At 70.0% G+C, this 23,294-nt stretch carries 20 protein-coding genes; 11 read left to right on the top strand and 9 right to left on the bottom strand.

Annotated features, from left to right (window positions below):
• Positions 1-109: 109 nt before the first annotated feature.
• Entirely contained in the window at positions 110-1,129 is a 1,020-nt protein-coding gene (locus BFN33_RS24190) for a cation diffusion facilitator family transporter (protein ID WP_069762209.1), read from the bottom strand.
• Positions 1,130-1,472: 343 nt separating this feature from the next.
• On the opposite strand from BFN33_RS24190, the gene BFN33_RS24185 reads away from it, so the two are divergent.
• The gene (locus BFN33_RS24185; protein ID WP_069762208.1) at positions 1,473-1,715 is read left to right on the top strand and encodes a DUF5302 domain-containing protein; all 243 of its coding nucleotides are present in this window, start codon (positions 1,473-1,475) and stop codon (positions 1,713-1,715) included.
• Between the two features lie 358 nt (positions 1,716-2,073).
• On the opposite strand, the gene BFN33_RS24180 is transcribed toward BFN33_RS24185, so the two are convergent.
• Positions 2,074-2,346, bottom strand: coding sequence for a hypothetical protein (locus BFN33_RS24180; protein WP_069762207.1), 273 nt, complete (start codon positions 2,344-2,346; stop codon positions 2,074-2,076).
• Positions 2,347-2,559: 213 nt separating this feature from the next.
• Between BFN33_RS24180 and BFN33_RS24175 the strand changes: the two genes are divergently transcribed.
• Positions 2,560-3,459, top strand: coding sequence for an LLM class flavin-dependent oxidoreductase (locus tag BFN33_RS24175; protein ID WP_069762206.1), 900 nt, complete (start codon positions 2,560-2,562; stop codon positions 3,457-3,459).
• A 165-nt stretch (positions 3,460-3,624) separates the two neighbouring features.
• Here BFN33_RS24175 and BFN33_RS24170 read toward each other — a convergent pair whose 3' ends face one another.
• Positions 3,625-3,954 carry a TfoX/Sxy family protein gene (locus tag BFN33_RS24170; protein WP_069762205.1) on the bottom strand — a complete coding sequence of 110 codons (330 nt, stop codon included), beginning with the start codon at positions 3,952-3,954 and terminating at the stop codon, positions 3,625-3,627.
• Positions 3,954-4,412, bottom strand: a complete 459-nt coding sequence (locus BFN33_RS24165; protein WP_069762204.1) for an SRPBCC family protein — start codon at positions 4,410-4,412, stop codon at positions 3,954-3,956. Before BFN33_RS24165 ends, BFN33_RS24170 begins: the two co-directional genes overlap by 1 nt.
• Before the next feature lie 273 nt (positions 4,413-4,685).
• On the opposite strand from BFN33_RS24165, the gene BFN33_RS24160 reads away from it, so the two are divergent.
• Positions 4,686-6,398 carry a glycosyltransferase gene (locus BFN33_RS24160; protein WP_069762203.1) on the top strand — a complete coding sequence of 571 codons (1,713 nt, stop codon included), beginning with the start codon at positions 4,686-4,688 and terminating at the stop codon, positions 6,396-6,398.
• 288 nt (positions 6,399-6,686) lie between these two features.
• Here the strand turns inward: BFN33_RS24160 and BFN33_RS24155 are convergent, their stop codons facing one another.
• Positions 6,687-7,676, bottom strand: a complete 990-nt coding sequence (locus BFN33_RS24155) for an ornithine cyclodeaminase family protein (RefSeq protein ID WP_069762202.1) — start codon at positions 7,674-7,676, stop codon at positions 6,687-6,689.
• Positions 7,677-8,053: 377 nt separating this feature from the next.
• On the opposite strand from BFN33_RS24155, the gene BFN33_RS24150 reads away from it, so the two are divergent.
• On the top strand, positions 8,054-8,374 hold the full coding sequence (locus tag BFN33_RS24150) for a DUF6191 domain-containing protein (RefSeq protein WP_069762285.1): 321 nt from the start codon (positions 8,054-8,056) through the stop codon (positions 8,372-8,374).
• A 299-nt stretch (positions 8,375-8,673) separates the two neighbouring features.
• Complete coding sequence (locus BFN33_RS24145) at positions 8,674-8,940, top strand: hypothetical protein (RefSeq protein WP_256122851.1); 267 nt, start codon at positions 8,674-8,676, stop codon at positions 8,938-8,940.
• Positions 8,941-9,267: 327 nt separating this feature from the next.
• Here the strand turns inward: BFN33_RS24145 and BFN33_RS24140 are convergent, their stop codons facing one another.
• Entirely contained in the window at positions 9,268-9,609 is a 342-nt protein-coding gene (locus BFN33_RS24140) for a YrdB family protein (protein ID WP_256122864.1), read from the bottom strand.
• Positions 9,610-9,779: 170 nt separating this feature from the next.
• Positions 9,780-10,202 (bottom strand): MarR family winged helix-turn-helix transcriptional regulator, encoded by a 423-nt coding sequence (locus BFN33_RS24135; protein WP_069762199.1) that lies wholly within the window; start codon positions 10,200-10,202, stop codon positions 9,780-9,782.
• 62 nt (positions 10,203-10,264) lie between these two features.
• Between BFN33_RS24135 and BFN33_RS24130 the strand changes: the two genes are divergently transcribed.
• A complete protein-coding gene (locus tag BFN33_RS24130; RefSeq protein WP_079141001.1) occupies positions 10,265-11,059 on the top strand; it encodes an alpha/beta fold hydrolase in 795 nt (264 codons plus the stop codon).
• A 129-nt stretch (positions 11,060-11,188) separates the two neighbouring features.
• On the opposite strand, the gene BFN33_RS24125 is transcribed toward BFN33_RS24130, so the two are convergent.
• Together BFN33_RS24125 and BFN33_RS24120 are read right to left on the bottom strand one after the other, a co-directional pair.
• Entirely contained in the window at positions 11,189-11,707 is a 519-nt protein-coding gene (locus BFN33_RS24125) for a GIY-YIG nuclease family protein (protein WP_069762197.1), read from the bottom strand.
• A 341-nt stretch (positions 11,708-12,048) separates the two neighbouring features.
• Entirely contained in the window at positions 12,049-13,107 is a 1,059-nt protein-coding gene (locus BFN33_RS24120) for a CdaR family transcriptional regulator (protein ID WP_069762196.1), read from the bottom strand.
• 248 nt (positions 13,108-13,355) lie between these two features.
• Here BFN33_RS24120 and BFN33_RS24115 point away from each other — a divergent pair, with 248 nt between their 5' ends.
• The 5 genes from BFN33_RS24115 to BFN33_RS24095 all read left to right on the top strand — a co-directional run bounded on the left by BFN33_RS24115 (position 13,356) and on the right by BFN33_RS24095 (position 23,242).
• Entirely contained in the window at positions 13,356-13,814 is a 459-nt protein-coding gene (locus BFN33_RS24115; RefSeq protein ID WP_069762195.1) for a hypothetical protein, read from the top strand.
• 173 nt (positions 13,815-13,987) lie between these two features.
• The gene (locus tag BFN33_RS24110) at positions 13,988-16,021 is read left to right on the top strand and encodes a hypothetical protein (RefSeq protein WP_069762194.1); all 2,034 of its coding nucleotides are present in this window, start codon (positions 13,988-13,990) and stop codon (positions 16,019-16,021) included.
• Positions 16,022-16,158: 137 nt separating this feature from the next.
• Complete coding sequence (locus tag BFN33_RS24105; protein ID WP_069762193.1) at positions 16,159-21,081, top strand: DNA repair ATPase; 4,923 nt, start codon at positions 16,159-16,161, stop codon at positions 21,079-21,081.
• A gap of 660 nt (positions 21,082-21,741) precedes the next feature.
• On the top strand, positions 21,742-22,476 hold the full coding sequence (locus BFN33_RS24100) for a flavodoxin family protein (protein WP_069762192.1): 735 nt from the start codon (positions 21,742-21,744) through the stop codon (positions 22,474-22,476).
• A 196-nt stretch (positions 22,477-22,672) separates the two neighbouring features.
• Positions 22,673-23,242, top strand: coding sequence for a DM13 domain-containing protein (locus BFN33_RS24095; RefSeq protein WP_069762191.1), 570 nt, complete (start codon positions 22,673-22,675; stop codon positions 23,240-23,242).
• Positions 23,243-23,294: the final 52 nt, after the last annotated feature.

Below are 23,294 nucleotides of genomic sequence, written 5' to 3'. Positions count from 1 at the left end.
AGTCGGGCCGGGGCGTCGACGTCGGAGACGATGGCCGGCACGCCTTCTACGGTGCACGGAGATCTGAATCCACGAAGTTTCGTCCCGTCGGCGGGTGCCCGCGCGAAGGTCAGTGCTTGTGCGGTCCGCCCCGGTGGACGGGGCCGTGCGGGTCCTCGCAGTGCGCGGTGTCGCCCGCTCGTTCACCGGCCAGGGCGACCTGCAGGACCTGTTCCGGGACGTGATCGACCTGGAGCGTGGTGTGGGTGATGCCGTAGTCGTGCTGGAGGAGCTCCTCCAGGTCGCGGCGGACGGCGTGACAGTCGCGGCCGGGCTCGACCAGCACGTGCGCGGAGAGGGCGGACTGGCCGGAGGTGATCTGCCAGACATGCAGGTCGTGCACCTCGACGACCGCCGCCTGGGCGACGAGCTTGTCGCCCAGTGCGTCCGGGTCGACATCTGCGGGGGCGGCCTCCAGGAAGATCCGGCCGGACTCACGCAGCAGCCCGTACCCGGCCTTGGCCATGAGGGCGACCACCACGAGCGTGGCGATGGCGTCGGCGCGGGCGAACCCGGTGAGCAGCACGATCAGACCGGCCACCGCGGTGCCGATGAACGCGAAGAGGTCGTTGAGGATGTGCTGGTAGGCACCCTCGACGTTGAGCGAGGAGCGGTTGGCCTTGGAGATGCACCAGGCGGCCGCGATGTTCACCACGATCCCGACGAGGGCTGTGCCGAACACCAGCCCGCCCTCCACCTCGGGCGGATCGATCAGCCGGTGCACGGCCTCGTATGCGAGCCATGCGCCGAGCAGCAGCAAGGTCAGGCCGTTCGCCTGAGCAGAGAGGATCTCGGCGCGCTTGAGGCCGTAGGTGAAAACGCCGCGGGCCGGGCGGGCAGCCAGCCGCATGGCGATCAGCGCGAACACGATCGACACGGCGTCGGTCAGCATGTGCGCCGCGTCCGAGATCAGGGCGAGGGACTGGGCCACGACACCGGCGACGACCTCGCCCGCCATGAACACGGCGATCAGGCCGAGCGCGATGCCCAGCCAGCGGCGGTCGGCGTCCGCCGAGACGCCATGGGAGTGGCCTGCGTGCCCTCCTCCGTGCTCGTGTCCTGGATCGTGCCCGCGAGTGTGATCGCCCATGGTGTACGCCTTCCCCCTCGCAGCGGATGCCTTGCCCGCAGTGAAACGTACTCCTGGGCGAATCACCAAAGGCTGCACCGGTGACCGTTGTCATCTCGGTTAAGAAGCCGCTGACCTGCGGAAACGTCTAACCTGGTGGAAGTGTCCGGACACCCAGGGATGCTGCCAGGGGGATGGGACGACGGCGTATGGCGTACGGCGTTCTGTCTGATGCACTGCGCCGGGACATCACATGGCGCCGGGCGGCGAGGCGGATACCGGGCCTGAGAAGGAACACCGGCGCCACGTACCGCGCCCGGCATGACAAGCTGTGATTCCCACTGCCCGAACCCAGGAGGTCACGATGACCGCAGAAGCTGCATCCCCAGAAGGTTCGGAGCCGGCTGAGCCCGAGACGTCCGAACTCGCGCCCGACAGCGACGGCAATTACGACCTCAAGCGCAAGTTCCGCGAGGCCTTGGCGCGCAAGCGCGGTGCGCAGGCGGACGCCGCCGATCTCGCTGCCAACCCTCAGGCCTCGAAGATTCGTGGAGCGCACGGCCCGGCCGCGAGCCAGCGGTCGTTCCGGCGGAAGAGCGGGGGCTGAGCCGGGGCGGGTTCCGGAACCGGACCACCCCGCTCCACCCCACGCCGCTCCTTCGATCCGGCAGCGGCCCCCGGGGAGTGCGTCGGCGACTGCGCTGCTGCCCACGAGCTGGTCCGGGGGTGGGGCGGCGGGCGCGGGTTGCCGAGAGCGCCTCAGGTTCGCTCGCCCGGGTGGGGAAGCAGCCGCTGCTGATGCGCGATCACGTCGTCGTGGCCGTGGTGCGGTGATGGCTACGACCAGAACCCGAGCCACCATGCCAACGGACCGGCAGCAGCCGCCCGCTCGGATTGTCTGATGTAGAGCCGACCGCCCGTGGGGGAGTTCACGAATTCCCCCACGGCGATCTGTGCTCGCGTCTTCAGTAGCCGACGGTGAAGCGGCGCTGAACGAAGCGGGGCGGCTCCGCCTCGTCGATGAGGGCAACTGTCATGTTCTCCACCGAGACACGGCTGCGGCCGTCGGCGTCGAGGACGGGCTGGTCCCCGCCGATCCGGAAGCGACCGGTGCGCTTACCGGGGGCGATCTCCTCCGCGGGGCTCACATTGGGCCACAGCCAGTTCGAGGTCCGCAGGACGTTCAGGGCGTCGCGGTGACCAGCCCCGGCCGGCTCTCCGGCTGCCGAAGCGGGCATGTCCAAACCGCCGTCCAGACCGGGGGGACCTGGCGCGTAGACCGGCCGGGCACGGAGGCCCGGTCATGCACCGACGGGATGGAGAGCCGGTCAGGGTTGCCACGCCCGACGACCGCCTGCGTGTGGAACGGTCTGTGCTCCGAGGCCGGTTGACGTGGCCGTCCCCCCGCATGCCCCGTTGAACGAGCTGTCACCAGCCCATAGGTTCCGCCTATGACGAACGTACGGATCGGCGTGATGTACGACCGCGACTGGGCCCCGGAGGGGCTGCCCGGCTTCGCGCGGCAGGCAGAGGCGCTCGGCGTGGACGACGTGTGGGTGGTGGAGGACCTCGGGTGGAACGGCGGGGTGTCGGCAGCGGCCGTGGCCCTGGGAGCCACGGAACGCATCAAGGTGGGTATCGGCATCGCCCCCGCCCCGTTGCGCAGCCCGGCGCTTCTGGCGATGGAACTGGCCACGCTGGCACGGGTGTTCCCCGGACGGCTGGTGGCCGGGATCGGGCACGGGGTGCAGGAGTGGATGGCCCAGGTGGGCGCCGCGGCCCGTTCGCCGCTGGCCCTGCTGGAGGAGACGATCACCTCGGTACGTGCGCTGCTGCGCGGGGAGCGGGTAGAGCTGAAGGGTCGTGAAGTGCGCCTGGAGGGAGTCCAGTTGACACATCCGCCGACGGAAGTGCCGCCGGTGGTCGCGGGCGTTGTCCGCTCTCGCTCCCTGGAACTGTCCGGCCGCGTTGCGGACGGCACCGTGATCACTGAGGGCCACGGCCCGCGCGATCTGGAGAACGCCCGCGCTCTGACCGCCAAGGGCGGTGCCGCGTCCGACCACGCCCTGACCGTCTTCGCCTTCGCCTGCGTCGGTGACGACGCCGACGAGGTGGCCAAGGTCCTGCACCCGCACATCGAGGGCCACGGTGCCTGGCTCGGCCGCCCGCCGCACGAGGTGTTCACCGTCTCGGGCCCCGCCTCGCAGGCCGCCGAGCGTCTCCGGGCTCTGGCGACGGCCGGCGCGGACACGGTCGTCCTGCGGATCGCCGGCCCGGATCCGCTGCGGCAGCTGGAGGCCGTACTGGATGCGATGGGAACGCGGAACTCACGTCCGGAAGCCGGTCAGTGACCCATTGGATCGTCGTCTAGGACGCGACCGCCGAGCCGGCCCTGGTTCGCCTCCGACGAAGTCCCACCTCTGTGTCACGGCGGCGCCTGGAGCGGTTGGCCGCTGTTCGACATCCCTCGGTTGGGGGCCAGTGGTTGGGCGGCAGGCCCGCGGTGAAGCCCGCCGTTACTTGGGCGGCAGGCTCGCCGCGAAGGCGCGTCCCTCGTCGATCCACGCTCCCAGGGCCTCGTCTTCCGTCACGGCGGACCCGGCGACCACGACCCAGCCGCGCATCGGACGGCCGGTCATGTCGAAGACCCGCGCCCCGGGCCGGGCGAGGGCCGCGTCGGCGGCGTCGGGACCGACGCGGACCATGAGCTCGTCGCCGGTCACGCCGACGGCCATATTGCCTTCGTGCAGGAAGGCGATGCCGCCGAACATGCGCTTCTCGGTGACGCCGGGGTCCGCAGCGAGGTATTGGCGGATGCGCTCGGCGAGCCCTTCGTCGTACGCCATCAGGTGTCTCCTTGCCGCTCGGACAGCCTGCGCTCGAGGTCGCGCAGATCCTTGGTGAGGGAGGAACGGACCTGGCGAGCGAGCAGGGGTGATGCCAGGCGCAGAAGGCCACCGGGGCCGCCCCGGACCCGGATGGCCGCGAGCGTGCCGCGCGGGTGTGCCTCGAAGGAGTAGGTCACGTGCATCGGCATGGGAGCGGCCACGGAAACCATGTCCAGCAGCCTCGGAGGCTCGTACGCGGCCACACGCAGGACGTAGTCGATGCGCCGGCCGAGGAAGTGCGCCGTGCGGGTGACCTCGGCGCCCGTCCCGAAGCCGCCGCCGTCCGCCTGCCGGGTCAGCTCGGCCGTACGGATGCCCTGCGTCCACTCGGCGTCGTGGCGCCAGTCCATGGCGTACGCGGCCACCCGCTCGGGCGGCAGCGTGATCTCGCGCCGCACTGTCACGTCGATCGTCATCGTCTCACCGCCTCGTACCCCGGTCCCGGCTGCCGTCGGCGCTCCGTCCACTCCAGCATGGCCGTGATCGGCGGTGGGTGCGCGCCGCAGGGATCGCGCCGGCCCGCGGCCCGGTCGTCCTGACGTCAGCGCTCAGCGACGCCCTGCACTGAACTGATCCACGGGACTGTCCGGGCCAGGGTCACCCGTTCCTCCGCGTGGGACAACCTTTGTCAGAGTCTGAACGTCCAATGAACAACAGGAGACACATGGTCTCCGCTGGGGGGAGCGTTCATGCTGAAGGTCAGCATCGTGGTGCCTGTGTACAACGCGGGCCGATATGTCGATATATGTGCGCCGTCACTCTTACATCAGACCCTGGGGAAGGACGCGTACGAAATCATCTATGTCGACGACGGCTCGACCGACGACTCCCCGCAGCGGCTCGACGAGTTGGCAGGCAAGCATGCGCATGTGCGTGTGATCCACCAGGAGAACTCCGGCTGGCCCGGCAAACCCCGCAACGTCGGCATCCGGGAGGCCCGCGGGGAGTACGTCCAATTCGTCGACCAGGACGACGAGTTGACCCCGGCGGCGCTCGAACACCTGCACCGACTGGCCACCCGCAACGGCTCCGACATCGTCCTGGGCAAGGTCATCGGCACCATGGCGGGCCCCAGCAACGTCTTCAAACGCACGGTGGAGCGCTGCACGGTCGAGGACGCACCTCTCATGGAGAGCCTCACCCCGCACAAGATGTTCCGCCGCGACTTCCTGCTCGCCCATGACCTCAGGTTCCCCGAGGGCCCGGTGCGGCTGGAGGACCAACTCTTCATGGCCCGCGCCTACTTGCGCGCCAAGACGGTCTCGATCCTCGCCGACCACCCTTGCTATGTATGGAAGCGCCGCGACGACGGCGGCAACAACAGCAGCCGCGGCACCACCCCGGACAACTACTACGGTCATCTCCGCACGGTCGTCGAGGCAATCAAGCAGGACACCCGACCCGGCCCCCTGCAGAACCACTTGCTCCGCCGCTCCTACCGCGTCGAACTGCTTCGCCCGGTGAATGAACCCCGCGTCCTCCAGCGCACCGGCAAGGACCTCCAGCGCCAATTCGACGTCGTACGCCGTATGGCCCTCGAGGCCTACCCGCCCGGTGTCCGCGACGGCCTACCTGCCCTCACCCGACTCAGGGCGCACCTGCTGGAGGAGGGCCATCTGGACTCCCTCGTCGAACTCTCCCGCCGCACCCAGCGCATCAGGCCCGAGGTCACCGTCGACGACATCCGCTGGCGCGACGGAAAACTCCACGTCACCACCACGATCGGCATGCGCCGGGCCGGCGGTGAACCCCTCGCTCTCGTCGAGCGCTACGGCCGTATGCTCCTCGACCCCGACCTGTTGGACGGCATCAAGGGCGCCGAGGGCTGGGAGGCCCCGCATCCCCTCGGCCACGCCCACGGCGAACTTCTCGTCCACGACACGGCCCAGGACCTGTGGTGGTACCCGGACGCCGACCTGACGCCACGTACGCAACCACTCGGCGGTGGCCGCCACCGCGTCGTACTCACCGGTGAAACGGCCATCGACCCGCTCACCCTGGTCGGCGGCCGGCCGATGGAACCGGGCACGCACGTGGTGTGGGTGAGCGCCCAACTCCTCGGTGTGGGCCGCAGGGCGCGGGTGACTCGGAGCGACGCCGCGACGCGCGGTGCCGGCCCAGGCCTCGGGACCGCCCCCGGCCCCGGTCTCGGCTTCGGCTCGGTCAGGGTCGGTACTCCACCCCACCTGGTTGTCTCGGGCTGGGGCGGCCAGGCCGGCCAACTCCGCCTCGCCGTACGCCCACCGGGCCAGGCAACGCTCCCGCACCGCATCTACCTGCGCACCACATCGGTCCCGCCCATCCGCCGCGCGGCCCGTACCGTCCTCCACCGCCTCCCCCCGGACGCACGCCGCCGGGCGAAGAAGCTGGCGCGCAGGGCGGATCCCTGGAGCGGCAGCTGAGAAGAGGCGGACGGGCGGCGGAGCCCCGCGCAGGCTTTCCGGGCTGACCCGCCGCCCGCAAGTGGCCGTTAGTTCACGCTGCGTGTTCGCGGGCGCGTGGTGGGTGTTCCGGGAGACCGGTATCCGTTCGGAGGCGCGTGGGCCTGCGGGACGGTCACGGTGCCTGCGGTGCGTGCCTCGGCCCGGCGGGTAGCCACTGTGCTTGCTGTGGGCCTGTAGGTCGTCGCTTGTCACGGCCACCCTCGGCGCTGCGATGTGGTCAACCGTCTACGGGCGAATGCAGGGGCATCACCGCAGCGTGATCTCCTCACCGACTGACTGCTCGCGGGCGGCGGCGACGACCAGGGCCGTGGCCGCGGCGTCCTGCGCTGCCACGCCGACAGATTTGTAGAGGGTGATCTGGTCCGGCGTGGTGCGCCCCTGCCTGCTGCCGGCGATGAGTTCGCCCAGTTCGGCGTGCACGTGATCGGCGGTGATCAGGCCATCGCGGATGGGCATGAGCAGGTCATTGCTGCCCGCAGGAAGCGGGGCAAGCGCGGCTTGGCGCGATTCGACGCACACGAGCGCCTCGATGACCGTGGCGTCGTCGATCTCGCGGCCTGCCGGGTTGTAGCCCACGGACGTGATGTGCACCCCGGGTGTCAGCCAGGAACGGCGGATCACCGGTTCTACGGCGTGCGTCGTCGCGGCGGCGATGTCCGCACCGTCGAGCGCCTCGGCGTAGCTGGACACGGCCTGGACTTCGCCCTCCAGTACGGCTGAGAGTTCCGCGGCCAGGGCAGCTGCTTTCGCCGGGTTCCGGCCGGCGATGCGGATCTGCCGGATCGGGCGGACCCGACAGATCGCGTGGGCGTGGGACCTGGCCTGCACGCCGGTGCCGAGCACTGCCAGCACTGTCGCGTCCTCGCGGGCCAGCAGTCGCGCGGACAACGCGGAGCAGGCGCCGGTCCGCGCTGCGGTGATGGCCGTACCGTCCAGCAGCGCAGTGGGCTCGCCGGTGTCCGGATCGAACGCCACGATCAGCGCCTGATGTGTGGGCAACCGTGTTCCGTCGTTGTGCGGGAAGAGTGACACCAGTTTGGTCATGAGCACCCCTGCCGACGGCAGGAAGCCCGGCATGGCCGCCAGGAATCCGTCGTGTTCCGGTACCAGGGCAGCGACGCGATCGGGTACCGACGCGCGGCCGGCACTGAGGTCTGCCATCGCCAGGGCCAGGGCATCGATCAGCGAGTCTACGTCGAGCAGGGCCTCGACCTGCGAGCGGCCCAGAACAAGCATGCGTCTCAACCTCCTGATGCCGGTCATCCGGCGAGCGACGGTACAGCCAAAGCGTCGACCGCAGCCCGCTCTGCCCAGGCAAGGACACGCCGTTGTGGCTCCGGCAAGATTTGGCAGGCGGAGATCATCTGCGTGCGGCGGTCGCCGGAGCCGCGTCACGGGCGGCCTCGGAGTTGCTCTGCGAAGTGCCGTCTGAGGTAAGGCAGTTGGCGGGCCTAGCGGACGGGTCGGTGGTGAAGGGGCGCCGACCGGTTGTGGTCGTTGACGAAAGGTAGGCCCGGACGCGGTGTTCGGTCGATGTGTCGGCCGTTGGCCGGCGGACCGAGAGAGTTCCTGAAGTCGGCGTGTCCCTGTGCCTCACCCCGGATACTGGGCGCATGGGATTCGCCGTCTTCATGACCCTGCCCGGACTGGTTATTTTGTTGACGGCCGTGGCCTTCACCGATCAGGTGATTCTGCGCGCCGGTCGAGCCGGGCTGCTGCCCTGGCGGAACAGCGCCCGACAGGGACAGATCTCCTCAACCGGCTTCGAGCAGCTTCATGCGAGCTTCTCGCCGGGCAAGCAGAGCCAACTGAAGGAGCGCCAGTCGGCGCTCATACTCAGGGACGACGAGGAGGACGGGGCACCGCCGAACCGGACCATGGTGGACCTGGAGGGTGGAACAGTGGTCGTCCGTATGCCTCCAGCCGGTCGGTAGGGCAAGTGATGGTCTCTGCGGAACGCGTTCAGCCTGCGGTGGCGGGGGGTTCAATGGCAATCATGATGCGTAGAGGAACGTCATCCACTGCCGCAGTTGCCGTTGTTGTCGCTTGCGTGTTCGCCCTTCTTACGTCATGTTCCTCGGATTCTTCGGGCGGGTCCTCCGCCGGGGGCCGGTCCAGCAGGTCCGGATCCGGGCCGGCGTCCGATCCCACAGAGACGGCCACGCCCTCGCCCTCGCCGACCGGACCGTGTGCCGGCGGGACGTGCGAAATCAAGGTCGCCGTGGGAGACGTCGTGACAGTTCCGGAAGCGTACGGTCTCGGGCCGATCAAGGTGACGGCGATCGGCGGCGGAAGGGTGGACATGGTCGCCGCGCTGACAGGGTCGGGTTACAGCGTCTCGGGCTGTTCCGGTGGCGGCAGCGTGTCGTCGGGCGGCGGAGGCGGTGTCGCGCTCAGCTGCGGCGAGGGCCCCGCTGCCACGATCAACGACGCGATGAGCCTGAAGGTCGTCGACATCCTGGATGCGGCGGCAGTCCTCCGCATCAAACCCGCCGGTTGACGCACGGCCCGGAGCTTGCGGCCGGGCCGGCTCTTCGTCAACGCCGAGGCATGAGCTCTCGGTTGGCCGGCAGACACAGCATGGCCTGGCTGTTCCCCGGTCGGCTGCCCGGGTATCGGATGGACCAGGTCAGCTGCTCGACCAACTCCGAGCCGCCGGGGTTCTCGCTCAGTGCGGCTGGGCCTCAGCAATCCACCGACTGGTCCCGCGCAGCTGGACACCCTGCCCCGGTAACGGTGCCTCCGGGCGCGGCACAGGCGCGAGACGCGAGGACCGGCAGAGGCCGAGTGCGTGGAGCACCGCACATCCGAGGTGGCTCGGGCGGAATCAATGCCTGAGCAGCCACAAAGCCCGGTCCCATGACAGCAGGTGGTACACGACCAGTACGCCCGCGAGCGTGACGGCGAGAGCGTGTGATCCCGCCGCGTACAGCGCCGCCGCACTGCCGAAGAACACCGCCAGCTCCAGCAGGAGCCGCAGCGGGCCAGGTGTCGCGATCACTGTCCTCCCGGACCGGGACGCATCGTCTGGAGTCGCGAACACGCCCCAAAGCACGGCCACGGCCAGGGGAACGGCAACCACGCAGACGTACCGAAGCGGAGCAGGCGCGGTGGCCCATGCCCAGACGCCGAAGCAGACCAGAGCCACCAGTTCCCACACGAATCTCATGCCGAGAGCCCACGGCCGAAAGCCGAACCCGGACGACATGCGCGCAGTTCCTTCCGTCGCAGCTCTTCCGTGATCACAGACCGCCGCACGGGAGTTCAAGTATCAGACCAGACATCGGACTTGGCCGTCCAGGTGACGGGACGCAACGCCACCCGACTCGGGACGGTGGCTCAGGAAGTGTCTCGCGCTGTGGTGAGCCGCTGAAGCAGATCGAGAAGGGTCGCGCGCTCTGCGTCCGGCAGGGCCGAGAAGCAGTCGGCGAGCACTTCGTCGGCGACCTTGTGGCCTGCTGCCAGGATCTGCCGGCCAGTTGGTGTGAGGTGGTGTTCGATGCGCCGGCCGTGTCCGGGACGGCGTTCTACGAGGTCCTGGGCGGTCAGGCGGCCGGCGAGGGTTCCGAAGGCTTGTTCGGTCTGGAACGTGGCTGCGGCCAGTTCGCGGGCGGACGCTCCGGGGGAGCGACTGATCGCGCGCAGGGCGTCCCACTGGGCCAGTGTCGTGCCGACGGCCTGGAGGGCACTGTCCAGGGCGCGGTGCTGTCGGTACTGGGTCTGTTTGACCGCTCTGCCGAGTTCTTGCAGCTCAACGTGCATGCACCAAGTCTACGCCATGACCAAGCTAGCTTATATAAAGATGTTTAGTTACTATGACCGGCATGCCTACCAACGCATCAGCCATGTACGCCGACCTGTCCCTGACTCTGTCCGAGGCCGGAGCAGGCAGGCCGGTCCTCGTCCTGCACGGCGGCGGAGGCCCCGCCACCGTCGCGGGTCTCGCCCAGCATCTCTCCCGCACCGCGCACACGATCACACCCGTGCACCCCGGATGGGACGGCGCCCACCGCCCTGCCTGGCTCACGGGCATCGACGACCTTGCCCTCGCCTATCTGCACATGCTGCGCGACCGCGGACTGCGCGATGTCCTCGTCGTCGGCTCCTCCCTCGGGGGCTGGATCGCCGCCGAGATGGCCGTACGCGACAGCGCGGGAAGCATCGCCGGCCTTGTCCTGATCGACGCGGTGGGCGTGCAAGTGGAGACGGAACCCATCACCGACTTCTTCGCCCTTGACGCCCGAGGCGTCGCGGAACACTCCTGGCACGACCCGGACCGCTACTACCTCGACCCGGCCGGCCTCCCGACCGAAGAACTCGCGCGCAGACAAGCCAACATGGCCACCATGCGCATCCTCGCCGGCGATCCCTACATGCACGACCCCACGTTGCTGGGCCGGCTCGGGAAGATCCAGGTGCCTTCCCTTCTGCTCTGGGGTGAGAGCGACCGCATCGTCACCCCCGCCTACGGTGCCGCGTACGCCGACGCATTCGGCGACGGTCGACTCGAAGTCATCCCCAAGGCCGGCCATCTTCCGCAGATCGAACAGCCGGACGCCACCTTCGCTCTCATCGACGCGCACCTGCGCCGGTCGGGCGATCCGTCGGATCAGCGGTAGTAGGTGTTGCCGTGCACGAAGCGCCTTAACGTGCATCGATGCCGACTGGACCGCGGCCGTGTGGTGCCTCCGGGGGCCCTGGCTGCAGCCGGGGAGGGAGACGCGTGTTGGTCGGATTCTGGTACGCGCCTACGGCTTGGCCCGTCTCGTCTGCCGTCCCGGTGAGGGTTGTGCGGCCTCGGCTTCTTCGACTTCTCTGGCGAGTTTCGCGATTCTTGTCTTCGCTGCGGTGATGCCGCGGAGGATGAGGCGTAGGTGGGTCGTGGACTGGGGTACAGCCGCCTCGAGTTCTACCAGCCGCCGCTGCTGCGCGGCGAGTTCGGACCTCAGTCGTGCGGCCCTGTCGGGTGGTGGGGGAGGGGCTGTCCCGTTGAAGACGATGTTGTGCAGGGGCCGTTCGGCTTGGACGGCTTCACGTTCGGCTGCGTGTGCGTCCTTGGGGTAGTCGATCTGGATGGCGATGACGCGGCGGCCCCAGGGCTGTTGTTGCAGGTGGGTGCGGATGCGCGTGAGCGGGCACGTGGAGATGCCGACGTAGAGCAGGCCTTCGGGGCCGTGGAGCCGGTACAGGGCGGTGCGGCCGGCGGTGTGCAGGCTGCCTTCCTCGTCGAACAGGCTGCGCAGGAACTGTGTGTCGATGTCGGTCATGACGCGGCCTTCCTCGGCTCAGGGCGGCGCGCAGCCGTGCGGGCACCTCTGCCTGCGCGGCAGCATGGGGATGCCCCCTGGAGCGGGCGTCGACCGCGCGCCGCTTGTCCATCTCCTCACGGTCCCACGGGGGTATGACAGCGCCTCACCGACCGGTGCGTCAGGCGGCGGAACGGATCACCTGCAGGTCGGATCGCGTGCAGGTGTTCCGCGGCCTGGGCGTGGCCGTAACCCCTCCACGGCAGCGGCGAGATGCGGATGCCCGCGTCGTCACATCCTCTGCACGCCGGGCGAACGCGAGCCCCGTGCCGACGAACCTCCCGCCCCCGATGCGACCTGGCTCAGAGGTCCTTGGCCGGCCAGTCCAGCAGCCGTGCGCCGATCACCGCCGTCTGGAGCATGTAACGGTGGGCGGGATCGGCCGGGTTGGCGCCGGTGAGTTTGTGGATGCGTTCCAGGCGGTAGGTCAGGGCTCGCACGCTGAGGGTGAGGCGGCGTGCGGCCTCGGCGGCGACGCAGCCGGAGTCGAAGTAGGCGGTGAGGGTGTCGAGGAGGGGCTGGGCGCCGCCGCGGCTCGTGGTGAGGGGGTGGAGGGTGTCGAGGACGAGGTCGGCCATTGCTTGGCGGTCGCGGGTGAGGACCGGGTAGACCAGCAGGTCGGCGGCGCGCAGCACGGGGTCGTCGAGGTCGAGGCGTTCGGCGAGTTCGAGGGCGTTGAGGGCTTCTTCGTAGGACTGGACGACGCCGCCGGGGCCGGGCTGGGGGCGGCCGATGGCGACGCGGCCGCCGTCGGTGGCGGCATGTGCCTGTTTGGCGAAGTAGGTGAGGACCTCGTCCTGGGGGCCGGGGGCGATGCACAGCAGGCGGCCGTCCTTGGTGGTGAGCAGGACGCTGCGGTCGCCGAAGCGGGAGATGAGCGCGCGTTCCACCTGCCGGGGCACCGGGTCGCCCTCGTCGTAAGCGGCAGGCCCCTGCGCTACGGCAACCGCGTGCGCGTGGGACAGGCGCAGGCCGAAACGTTCGGCGCGCTCGGCGAGGCGGCCGAGGTCGCTGCGGCCGTAGAGGAGGTCGTCGATGAACTCGCGGCGGGCCGCCTCTTCCTGGCGTACGGCCAGGAGTTGGGCGCGTTCGTAGCCCTCGGCGAAGGCGTCGATCACTTGCTGGACGGTGGCCAGCGCGCAGTCGGTTGAGCCCGGCGTATGCGGCCAGACTGCGCGGGCGGCGGTCAGGTGCGCGCTGATCAGGGCGCGCAGTCCGTGGCCGGCTTCGGCGGCCTGTTCCCCAAGGGCACGCCGCGAGGCGATCTCTTCCCGGGTAAGGCGCCGGCCGGTGGCCGAGACGTCCGTCAGGATGCGGTCATAGCCGCCGAGATACTGCTCGGGAATCTCCCGGTCGGTCACGTCGTCCCCGATTCTTGACGCGCCGATGACGGCTTCTTAACGGCCACCGGCATGCAGACCCTAGTGAACACTGCCGGGAACCGGCAATGCGCCGCCGGGATCCGGTCGTGCAGCATGGTCGTGGGGAGCACGGCGGATGGATCCGGTGCCGGATACCGGCAGGTGTCCGGCACCGGAGTCCGAAAGGTCCGTGCACCGTCGGACTCGACTGCTGTGCGCCGCTGCTGGGTGGGGAGGGGGACTGGGGGATGCGGACGTTTCTGGTGGCCGCGACGGGGGCGCCCACGATCCTGCTGACCGCGGCCCTCGTCGTGCTCGCGTGCTGTTGGCTGCTGGTCGCAGGGGGCGTCGCCGACGTCGAGAGCTTCGACGCGGACGTGGACCTGCGGAGTTGGCGCCTGGACGGGGTTCCCGCGATGGTCGCCTTGTCGCTGCTGACCGTGCTCGCCTGGTCCTTGAGCGTCGGGGCGACGGTTGTGCTGGTCGTGTTCGCGACTCCGGGACCTGGCACCGGGCTGTTGCGCCTTTTCCTCCCGGTCAGCGCACTGCTCGTCGCCTGGGGCATGACCTGCCTGATCGTGCGGCCGTTGCACCACCGCCTCCCGGACGACGCCGCGCCGTCCGGGCTGAGCGAAGCGCGCACGGCCGGACCGCGGGATGCCGGCGGCCCGGATCCCGGCGGGGGCGCGTCGCCCACCGCGCTCTAGCCGGGCGAGCGCGCCGCCTGAGCCGCGACGGCGCCGGATCTCACCCGGCACTGTCTTTCCCGCGCTCAACTCCCTTACGCGTCAGGCACGCTCAACTCCTCGGTGCCTTAAGCACGCCGACTCCCTCACACCCCAAGCACGCTCAACTCCCTTACGCCTCAAGGACGTATGCCATGACTCCCATGATCGCGGGTATCGGCGTGCTCGTCGCCGTCTGCCTGCTCGCCGTACTCGTCGTCTCCCGGCTGTTCCGCAAGGTGGAGCAGGGCAAGGCGCTGATCGTCTCCAAGCTGCGCAAGGTCGACGTGACCTTCACCGGGCAGGTCGTGCTGCCGGTGCTGCACAAGGCCGAGGTGATGGACATCTCGGTGAAGACCATCGAGATCACCCGGGCAGGCAAGGACGGACTGATCTGCCGGGACAACATCCGCGCGGACATCCGCATCTCGTTCTTCGTGAAGGTCAGCAAGACCGTCGAGGACGTCATCAAGGTCGCCCAGGCGGTCGGGACGGCACGGGCCAGCGACCGGGACACGCTGCAGGAGCTGTTCCACGCGAAGTTCTCCGAGGCGCTGAAGACCGTCGGCAAGCAGCTGGACTTCACCGACCTGTACACCAAGCGCGAGGAACTGCGGTACCGGATCATCGAGGTCATCGGCGTCGACCTCAACGGCTACCACCTGGAGGACGCGGCGATCGACTACCTGGAGCAGACGCCGCTCACCCAGCTGGACCCGGCCAACGTCCTGGACGCCCAGGGCATCCGGAAAATCACCGAGTTGACGGCCATCGAGCACGTGCGCACCAACGAGTTCCAGCGCACCGAGGAGAAGGAGATCACCCGGCAGAACGTCGACGCCCGCGAGGCCATCCTGGAGCTGGAGCGCCGTCAGGCGGACGCCGAGATCAAGCAGCGCCGGGAGATCGAGACCGTCCGGGCCCGGGAGGAGGCCGAGACGGCTCGGGTGGTGGAGGAGGAGCGGCTGCGCGCCCAGGGGGCGTTCCTCAAGACCGAGGAGCAGCTCGGTATCCAGCGCGAGAACCAGGCCCGCGAGGTCGCCGTCGCGCAGAAGAACCGCGAGCGGGTCATCGCCATCGAGAACGAGCGCATCGAGAAGGACCGGCTCCTCGAAGTCATCGCACGGGAGCGGGAGACCGAGCTGACTCGGATCTCCGCCTCGAAGGAGGTCGAGGCGGAGAAGCGGGAGATCGCCGAGGTCGTCCGCGAGCGCATCGCGGTGGACCGTACGGTCGCCGAGCAGGAGGAGTCCATCAAGAAGCTGCGCGCCGTCGAGGAGGCGGAGCGCCAGCGGCAGGCCGTGATCATCGCCGCCGAGGCCGAGGCGCAGGAACAGCTGGTCAAGGACATCAAGGCCGCCGAAGCCGCCGAGCAGGCCGCCGTGCACCGCGCCGCCGAGGAAGTGACCCTGGCCGAGGCCCGGTTGAAGAGCGCCGACCTCGACGCGCAGGCCAAACTGCGGCTCGCCGAGGGCCTCCAGGCCGAATCCGCGGCCGAGGGGCTCGCGGCCGTCCAGGTCCGTGACAAAGAAGCCGCGGTCATCGAGAAGGCCGGCCGCGCGGAGGCCGGAGCGGCCGAGGCCCTGATGCGCGCTGAGGCGGAGGGCACCCGGGCGAAGGCGCTCGCCGAGGCGGAGGGCATCGGCGAGAAGCTGAAGGCGGAAGCGGCCGGTCTGACCGAGAAGGCCGCCGCGATGGCCGCGCTCGACGACGCCTCCCGCGGTCACGAGGAGTACCGGCTGCGCCTGCAGGCGGAGAAGGACATCCGGCTCGCCGGTCTCGACGTGCAGCGGCAGGTCGCCGAGGCGCAGGCCACGGTGCTCGCCACCGGGCTGGAGAACGCCGACATCAGCATCGTCGGCGGGGAGTCGGTCTTCTTCGACCGACTGATGTCCTCCATCGCGCTCGGCAAGGGCGTCGACGGCTTCATACAGCACTCCGAGACCGCACAGGCACTCGCCAAGCCCTGGCTGGACGGCACCGCAAGCTTCACCGACGACCTGAGCCGCGTTCTCAGCACCGTCTCGACGGCCGACGTGCAGAACCTGACCGTGTCCGCACTGCTGATGAAGCTCATGAACAGCGCGGACACGAACGCCGGACAGGTGAAGCAACTGCTGGACAGGGCCGGTGAGCTGGGCCTGGCCGACACCTCGCTCGCCGCGCTCAACGGCAGCGCGAGGGCCTGACCGCCGCCGGGTCCTGAGCGGCACGGCCGTGACCCGAACTGCGCCGACACGGCCTCACCTTGCCCGTGGTCCGGAGCCGCCGCACAGGGGACGGCAGCTCCGGACCACGTTTTTCTCCGACTTCCGAGAGGGACCCCATGACCACCGGTCCGGACACCGGCACGTACGAGGTGCTGCGCGACCGCCTCACCGCGCAGGCCGGCGAACTCGCCCGCCGCGCCGAGGCGCTCAACTCCCGCCGCACCGAGGAATTCGGCTCCACCCGGCTGGAGTTGACGCGCACCGAGCGGCTGCGCACCGAACACACCTGCGTCCCCCGCGACATCGTTTCCCTGGGCGACGCCGTCCTCCTCGGCCACAACATCTTCCCCGGCCTGGGGCCCGAGACGACCGTCGGTGACGTCTTCACGCTGCACGACCGCGACCTGAACCGGCTCCCCGACAACGCCGTGCCCGGACTGCTCGACGACCCCGCCTTCGTCCGCGAGTTCGCCGCCCTCTACCGCTACTACCGTCAGGCCCACATCCTCCAACTGCGCCGCACCGGCGGCAAACTGCTGGCCGTCTTCCAGACCGGGGAGAAGCCGGGCGACATCCGCGTGCTGCGCTGGGCGCTCACCGACGAGGGCCGGGCGACCTTCCTGGACGCGCGCGGCGAGCGCGACCACGTCTTCCCGCCCTCGCACGACTTCCCGTGGACGCGGACCACCCGCGAGGACCACGTACTCGGCCGTCACCCGCACGTCTCCATCGAGGACGAGGTCTTCGTCGAGACGGTGTCAGGGACGCTGACTGTCAAGGTCGAGGACGACACCGAGACCGGCGAGGGCGTCTACTCCGAGCCGGTCGCCGAACCACTGCAGTCCCTCGCCGACGCGGACATCGCGTACGCGCGCGTGGGCGCCCTGATCCTGCTGGACGTCCTCCCCTACAAGGAGGACGTCCACCGCTACCTGGTCTTCAACACCCTCACCAAGAACGTCGTCCGCCTCGACGGCATCGGCCGGGCCTGCCGCCGCCTGCCCGAGGACCAGGGCATCGTCTTCCCCGGCGGCTACTGCCTGGCCGCCGGTGCGCACAAGACGTACGAACTCGACACCGAGGGCCTGGAGTTCGAGCGCGAGATTCGCTCACCGAACGGCGAGGACGTCCTCTTCGTCTTCCACGCGCGCGCGGAAGGCCGCAGCCTCCTCCTGCCGTACAACATGATCCGCAAGGAGATCGCCACCCCGCTGTCCTGCCACGGCTGGGCCGTCTTCGACGACGGCACGCTCATGATCCTGCGGGCCGACAGCGACGAGCCGGCCCGCGTGCACCCCCTCCAGCTGTGGCGCTCCCCGTACGTCTCCGACACCCACGCCGCCGCCCAGCCGGTTGGCACGGGCCCGCTGGCCCGCGTCGGCAACGCCGACCTCGTGCGCGGCATCTCCGACTGTCTGTCCATCGCGCGCGCGGTCACCGAGGTCACCCCGACGAGCGAGGTCTACGAGGCACTGGCCGGCGCATGCGTCCGGGCCGCCGACTCCTACCACTGGCTGGCCGAGACCGAACTCGGCGACCTGCACGAGCCGCTCACGCAGGTGAGGTCCACCGCCGAGCAGGTGCTGGCCGAGTTCGAGACCGTCCAGGCCCTCACCCGCCAGGCCGGCGACGCGCTCGCCGACGCAGCCACGCGCGTCGCCACGGTCGTACGGCGGCTGCGAGGCGAGTCTCCGCGCGGCGCCGCCGCCTGGGTGACCGGGCTGACCGAACTCCGGCACGCCCAAGGGCACTTGCTCACCCTCAAGGACATGCGGTACGCCGACACCGTCCGCATCGACGAGCTCGCCGCCGACGCGGAGTCGGACCTGGTCGCCTTCGGGCAGCGGGCCGTCTCCCACCTCGCCCGCGAGGACGCCTTCGCCGGCCACCGGGCCGACATCGAGCAACTTGTGGCCGACGCCGAAACGATCGCCACCGTCGCCGAGGCCGCGCCCCTCGCCGCCCGCCTCGACGAACTCGCCGACGGACTGCGGACGGTGACCGAGGTCGTCGCCGGCCTCGACTTCGGTGACGCCACCGTCCGTACGTCCATCCTGGAGCGCATCGCCGAAGTACTGGGTGGCGTCAACCGCGCCCGCGCCACCCTCGACGGCCGCCGTCGCGCACTGTTCGACCGCGAGGGACGCGCCGAATTCGCCGCCGAGTTCGCCCTGCTCGGCCAGGCCGTCACCGGCGCGCTCTCTGCCGCCGACAGCCCCGAGACCTGCGACCAGCAACTCGCCGGTCTGCTCGTACAGGTGGAGAGCCTGGAGTCCCGGTTCGCCGAGTTCGACGACTTCCTGGGCGACCTCGCGGACAAGCGGGACGAGGTCCTCGAGGCGTTCGCCGCCCGCAAGCAGACCCTTGCCGACGCCCGCGCCCGCCGTGCCGAACGCCTCACCGACTCGGCCGCCCGCGTCATGCAGACGCTCACCCGGCGCGCCGCCGCCCTCCCCGACGCGGACGCCGTCGCCACGTACTTCGCCTCCGACCCGATGCCCGCGAAGATCCGCCGCCTCGCCGACGAGCTGCGCCGACTCGGCGACCAAGTGCGCGCGGAGGAACTCGACGGCCGCCTCAAGTCCGCCCGCCAGGAGGCGTCGCGCGCACTGCGGGACCGCACCGACCTGTACACCGACGACGGCCGCACCCTCCGCCTGGGCACCCACCACTTCGCCGTCAACACCCAGCCCCTCGACCTGACCCTGGTCCCGCACGGCGACACCCTCGCCTTCGCGCTCACCGGCACCGACTACCGCTCCCCGGTCACCGACGCCGACTTCACCGCCACCCGCCCGTACTGGAACCGCCCGCTGCCCTCGGAGTCGCCCGAGGTCTACCGTGCCGAACACCTCGCCGCCCGGCTGCTGGACGAACACGGCCCCGCGGCCCTCGCGGAGGCCGACGACCTGCCCGCCCTGGTCCGGCAGGCGGCGCAGACAGCGTACGACGAGGGCTACGAGCGCGGCGTCCACGACCACGACGCGGTGCTGATCCTCACCGCGCTGCTGCGCCTGCACGAAGGCGCCGGCCTGCTCCGCCACCAGCCGGCCGCCCGCGCCATCGCCCAGCTGTTCTGGGCGCACCGCACGACGCCCGAGGCGCGTGCGAGTTGGACCCGGCGTGCGGTGTCGCTGGCGCGCGCCAGGGACACCTTCGGCCTGACGCCCGCGATCGCCGATCTGCGGGGGGAGCTGGCGCAGGCGATCACCGGGGAGGCCGCGGATGCCGCCGCCGCATACCTCTTCGAGGAGCTGACGAGCGGCCCCGAGGGGTTCGTCGTCAGCAGCGGCTGCCGCACGCTGCTCGACAAGTTCCGTCGTACGGTGGGCACATCGGCCTACGACGACGACCTCGCCGCTCTAGCCGACCTGGCCGCCCGCCGGCAACTGGTCGAGGCGTGGCTGTCGTCGTACGCGGCCTCCACCGGGGCGGATCCCGCCCCCGGTGATCTGGCCGAGGCGGTGGCCGCCGAGTTGTGCCCGGACCTGGCCCGCTACGAGTCCGACGCCCCGCTGACGGAGACCGTCGAGGGGCTGCTGGGCATCCACCCACGCGTCATCGGCCGTACGCTCACCATCCGGGTCGATGAACTCCTCGCCCGGACAAGGGAGTTCCGTGCCCACGAGGTCCCCGCCCACCGCGCCTACCAGCGCCGCCGGACGGCCTTGGTGGCAGCCGAGCGCACCCGGGTCCGACTTGACGAGTACCGGCCCCGGGTGATGTCCGCTTTCGTGCGCAGCAGGCTCATCGACGAGGTGTACCTGCCCCTGATCGGCGACAGCCTCGCCAAACAGCTCGGCACCACCGGCGCCACCAAGCGCACCGACACCGGCGGTCTGCTCCTGCTCGTCTCACCACCGGGCTACGGCAAGACGACGCTCATGGAGTACGTCGCCGACCGCCTCGGCCTGATCCTGGTCAAGGTCGACGGCCCGGCGCTGGGACACGCCGTCACCTCCCTCGACCCGGCCGAAGCCCCCAATGCCACGGCCCGCCAAGAGGTCGAGAAGATCAACTTCGCGTTGGAGGCGGGCAACAACACCCTGCTGTACCTCGACGACATCCAGCACACCTCGCCCCAACTGCTGCAGAAGTTCATCTCGCTGTGCGACGCCACCCGCCGCATGGAGGGCGTACGAGGCGGCGAGCCGCGGTCGTACGACCTGCGGGGCAAGCGCTTCGCGGTCTGCATGGCAGGCAACCCCTACACCGAGTCCGGCAGCCGCTTCCATGTCCCCGACATGCTCGCCAACCGTGCCGACGTGTGGAACCTGGGCGAGGTCCTGACCGGCAAGGAGGACGCCTTCGCCCTCAGCTTCATCGAGAACGCGCTGACATCGAACCCGGCCCTCGCACCGCTGGCCGGCCGCGAGCGCACCGACCTCGACCTGCTGATCCGCCTGGCCGACGGCGACACCACGGCCCGCGCCGACCGGCTGACCCACCCCTGCGCGCCCGCCGAGCTGGAGCGGATCCTGGCCGTGCTGCGCCATCTGCTGACGGCACGCGAGACGGTCCTGGCCGTGAACGCCGCCTACATCGCCTCGGCCGCCCAGACCGACGAGACCCGGACCGAGCCGCCCTTCCGACTGCAGGGCTCCTACCGCAACATGAACAAGATCGCCCAGCGCATCCAGCCGGTCATGAACGACACCGAGCTGGCGGCGTTGATCGACGACCACTACACGGCCGAGGCCCAGACTCTCTCCACGGGAGCCGAGGCCAATCTGCTGAAGCTGGCCGAACTGCGGGACACGCTGACCACGGAGCAGAGCGCGCGCTGGTCCGAGGTGAAGGCGGCGTACGTCCGCACACAGGCCCTGGCTGGCCCGGAGAGCGACTCTTCCCCGGCCTTCGGCCGGGGGGACTCCCACCTCGCTGCGATCGCCCGAGCTGTTGCCGCCCTCGGGCTGCTCGCAGATCGGGTTGCGGCGGTCGAGTCGGCCATCAACCGCGCAGCCGGCCCGCGTCACCTCATTGCCGACACCGCGGGGCGGCACGCGGCCTGCTCGGTGCCGGGCCACGAGGAGTACTGACGTGCCAGGGACCGGTCGGGGGTCGGTGCCGACCGAGAACAGCATGGTGAGCGAGTGACGTTCGACGGGACCGTACAACCAGTGGGATGGATTAGCCGTCTTCCCTACGGGCACCAGGTGTCCCAGGAGCAGAGGGCAGCAACCGCAAGTCACGCCCCCCGCTCCGAGACGCGGTCGGCGGGGGACACCCGCGGGTCCGTTCTGCGAGGAGGCACAGGGAATGGTTGCACGTCGTGACGATTCAGGCGGCTTCCCGGCGCACTCCCGCAGAAACGGCGCGGTCCCCTTCGGGCGCCTTGAGTCCGCTGTGGAACGAGTACACGTCAGGCAGGAAGTGGTCGAACCGCTGCTGCGCCGCGCCGACCTGCTGTCGCAGCTCCTGCGGATCGGATACGTACGCGGCCCGCAGGAGCAGGAGACGTAGATTCCCCGGGCATCTGCGGTGGCAGGCCCGCGGAAGACGGCTGTTCCGGCGAGTGCTCCGCTCCTGTGCCTTTGGTCCTCGGGGCGGCAGGCACGCGCATGACGGCGTCGCATGTCAGGGGAACGCACCGTGCGCCGGTGCGTCGCAGCGGGACAACGCGCCCGTTCCGCGAGACGCTTCCGCCGGGACGGCGCACAGACGCCGCCCCGCCCCTGTCCGCTCTCCCGGAGGCCGCCATGGCAGCATCGCCCGCACCGACTGAGGACAATTACCGCTTCGACGACCTGCGTGCGCTCTTCATCAACTGCACACTCAAGCCGTCCCCTCAGCTCAGCCACACCCAGGGGCTCATCGACAAGAGCCGGGCGATCATGGACGCGCGCGGAGTGACCACGGACGAGATCCGTGCCGTCGACCACGACATCGCCCCTGGCGTCTATCCGGACATGACCGAACACGGCTTCGCCACGGACGCCTGGCCCGCGCTGCAGGAGCAGGTGATGGCCGCGGACATCCTCGTGCTGGCCGGACCGATCTGGCTGGGCGACAACAGCTCGGTCACCAAGCAGGTCATCGAGCGGCTCTACAGCTGCTCCAGTCTCCTCAACCCGGAAGGCCAGTACGCGTATTACGGACGGGCCGGCGGGTGCCTGATCACCGGCAACGAAGACGGCGTGAAGCACTGTGCCATGAACATCCTCTACAGCCTGCAGCACCTCGGCTACACCATCCCGCCGCAGGCCGACGCGGGCTGGATCGGTGCGGCGGGTCCCGGGCCCTCGTACCTGGACCCCGGCTCGGGAGGACCGGAGAACGACTTCACCAACCGCAACACCAGTTTCATGACCTGGAACCTGATGCACGTGGCGGCCATGCTCAAGCGCGCCGGAGGGATCCCCGCTTACGGCAACCAGCGCACGGAGTGGGACGCCGGCTGCCGGCCGGGGGCGGACAACCCCGAGCACCGCTGAAGCAGACCAGGAAGCACCGGGACACCTGCCGGTTCGACTCCAGCGCGGCGCCCGACAACACCGTCGGCACCCCGGCTGCTCCTGTCAGTGCACGCCTGTGCGTCGTAAGGATTCCGTCATCACCCGCGGGCTACGGAACGGCCGCCCGCCTCCGTTGAATGGGGAGGCAAGCAAACTCCCAGGAGACGAGGCAGGGATGGGGCGCGGGCGCAAGGTACTTGCCAGGCCGTTGGTCATCGCGGTGCTGGTGGTGGCGGTCGGCGGGGTCGGCTTCGGGCTGTACTGGTTCCAGCCGTGGAAGCTGTGGCAGGACGAGACCGTCGAGGAGGCGCTGCCCGGGGCGGTGGAGAATTCCGCTCCTCCTGCCGCGGCGCCCTCGCCCAAGTCCTCCGAGCAGCCCTCGGCCACCGGTCCGCAGACGTTGGCAAGTGGTGAGCTGATCAGCCACGAGCATGCGACATCGGGCACCGTGAAGCTCGTACGGCTGGCCGACGGCTCCCACATCATGCGGCTGGAGAACCTCGACACCAGCAACGGACTGGACCTGCGTGTGTGGCTGACGGACGCACCTGTGAAGGAGGGGAAGGCCGGCTGGCGCGTCTTCGACGACGGGAAGTACGTCAGCCTGGGCAAGCTCAAAGGCAACAAGGGAAGCCAGAACTACGCCATGCCCAGGGAGGTGGATCCGTCGAGTTACAACAGCGTCAGCATCTGGTGCGACCGTTTCGACGTCTCATTCGGCGCAGCGGAACTCGCTCGCGTCTGACAGCGGTGCGGCCAGTCCCGGCGGATGACGCCCTCGCGGTCGACGACGCAGG

This window comes from Streptomyces sp. LUP47B (genome assembly GCF_001746295.1).
Classification (GTDB): domain Bacteria; phylum Actinomycetota; class Actinomycetes; order Streptomycetales; family Streptomycetaceae; genus Streptomyces.
Note: the sequence above shows the minus strand (reverse complement) of the source record. Positions and strands in the feature narration are given on the sequence as shown.

What these genes read in the sequence shown, in the direction of transcription:
- BFN33_RS24135 (WP_069762199.1), bottom strand. Translation starts at nt 10,202, where the DNA reads ATGCACGTTGAGCTGCAAGAACTCGGCAGAGCGGTCAAACAGACCCAG.
- BFN33_RS24160 (WP_069762203.1), top strand. Translation starts at nt 4,686, where the DNA reads ATGCTGAAGGTCAGCATCGTGGTGCCTGTGTACAACGCGGGCCGATAT.
- BFN33_RS24150 (WP_069762285.1), top strand. Translation starts at nt 8,054, where the DNA reads ATGGGATTCGCCGTCTTCATGACCCTGCCCGGACTGGTTATTTTGTTG.
- BFN33_RS24130 (WP_079141001.1), top strand. Translation starts at nt 10,265, where the DNA reads ATGCCTACCAACGCATCAGCCATGTACGCCGACCTGTCCCTGACTCTG.
- BFN33_RS24125 (WP_069762197.1), bottom strand. Translation starts at nt 11,707, where the DNA reads ATGACCGACATCGACACACAGTTCCTGCGCAGCCTGTTCGACGAGGAA.
- BFN33_RS24185 (WP_069762208.1), top strand. Translation starts at nt 1,473, where the DNA reads ATGACCGCAGAAGCTGCATCCCCAGAAGGTTCGGAGCCGGCTGAGCCC.
- BFN33_RS24110 (WP_069762194.1), top strand. Translation starts at nt 13,988, where the DNA reads ATGACTCCCATGATCGCGGGTATCGGCGTGCTCGTCGCCGTCTGCCTG.
- BFN33_RS24140 (WP_256122864.1), bottom strand. Translation starts at nt 9,609, where the DNA reads ATGAGATTCGTGTGGGAACTGGTGGCTCTGGTCTGCTTCGGCGTCTGG.
- BFN33_RS24115 (WP_069762195.1), top strand. Translation starts at nt 13,356, where the DNA reads ATGCGGACGTTTCTGGTGGCCGCGACGGGGGCGCCCACGATCCTGCTG.
- BFN33_RS24155 (WP_069762202.1), bottom strand. Translation starts at nt 7,676, where the DNA reads ATGCTTGTTCTGGGCCGCTCGCAGGTCGAGGCCCTGCTCGACGTAGAC.
- BFN33_RS24165 (WP_069762204.1), bottom strand. Translation starts at nt 4,412, where the DNA reads ATGACGATCGACGTGACAGTGCGGCGCGAGATCACGCTGCCGCCCGAG.
- BFN33_RS24095 (WP_069762191.1), top strand. Translation starts at nt 22,673, where the DNA reads ATGGGGCGCGGGCGCAAGGTACTTGCCAGGCCGTTGGTCATCGCGGTG.
- BFN33_RS24170 (WP_069762205.1), bottom strand. Translation starts at nt 3,954, where the DNA reads ATGGCGTACGACGAAGGGCTCGCCGAGCGCATCCGCCAATACCTCGCT.
- BFN33_RS24175 (WP_069762206.1), top strand. Translation starts at nt 2,560, where the DNA reads ATGACGAACGTACGGATCGGCGTGATGTACGACCGCGACTGGGCCCCG.
- BFN33_RS24180 (WP_069762207.1), bottom strand. Translation starts at nt 2,346, where the DNA reads ATGCCCGCTTCGGCAGCCGGAGAGCCGGCCGGGGCTGGTCACCGCGAC.
- BFN33_RS24190 (WP_069762209.1), bottom strand. Translation starts at nt 1,129, where the DNA reads ATGGGCGATCACACTCGCGGGCACGATCCAGGACACGAGCACGGAGGA.
- BFN33_RS24105 (WP_069762193.1), top strand. Translation starts at nt 16,159, where the DNA reads ATGACCACCGGTCCGGACACCGGCACGTACGAGGTGCTGCGCGACCGC.
- BFN33_RS24100 (WP_069762192.1), top strand. Translation starts at nt 21,742, where the DNA reads ATGGCAGCATCGCCCGCACCGACTGAGGACAATTACCGCTTCGACGAC.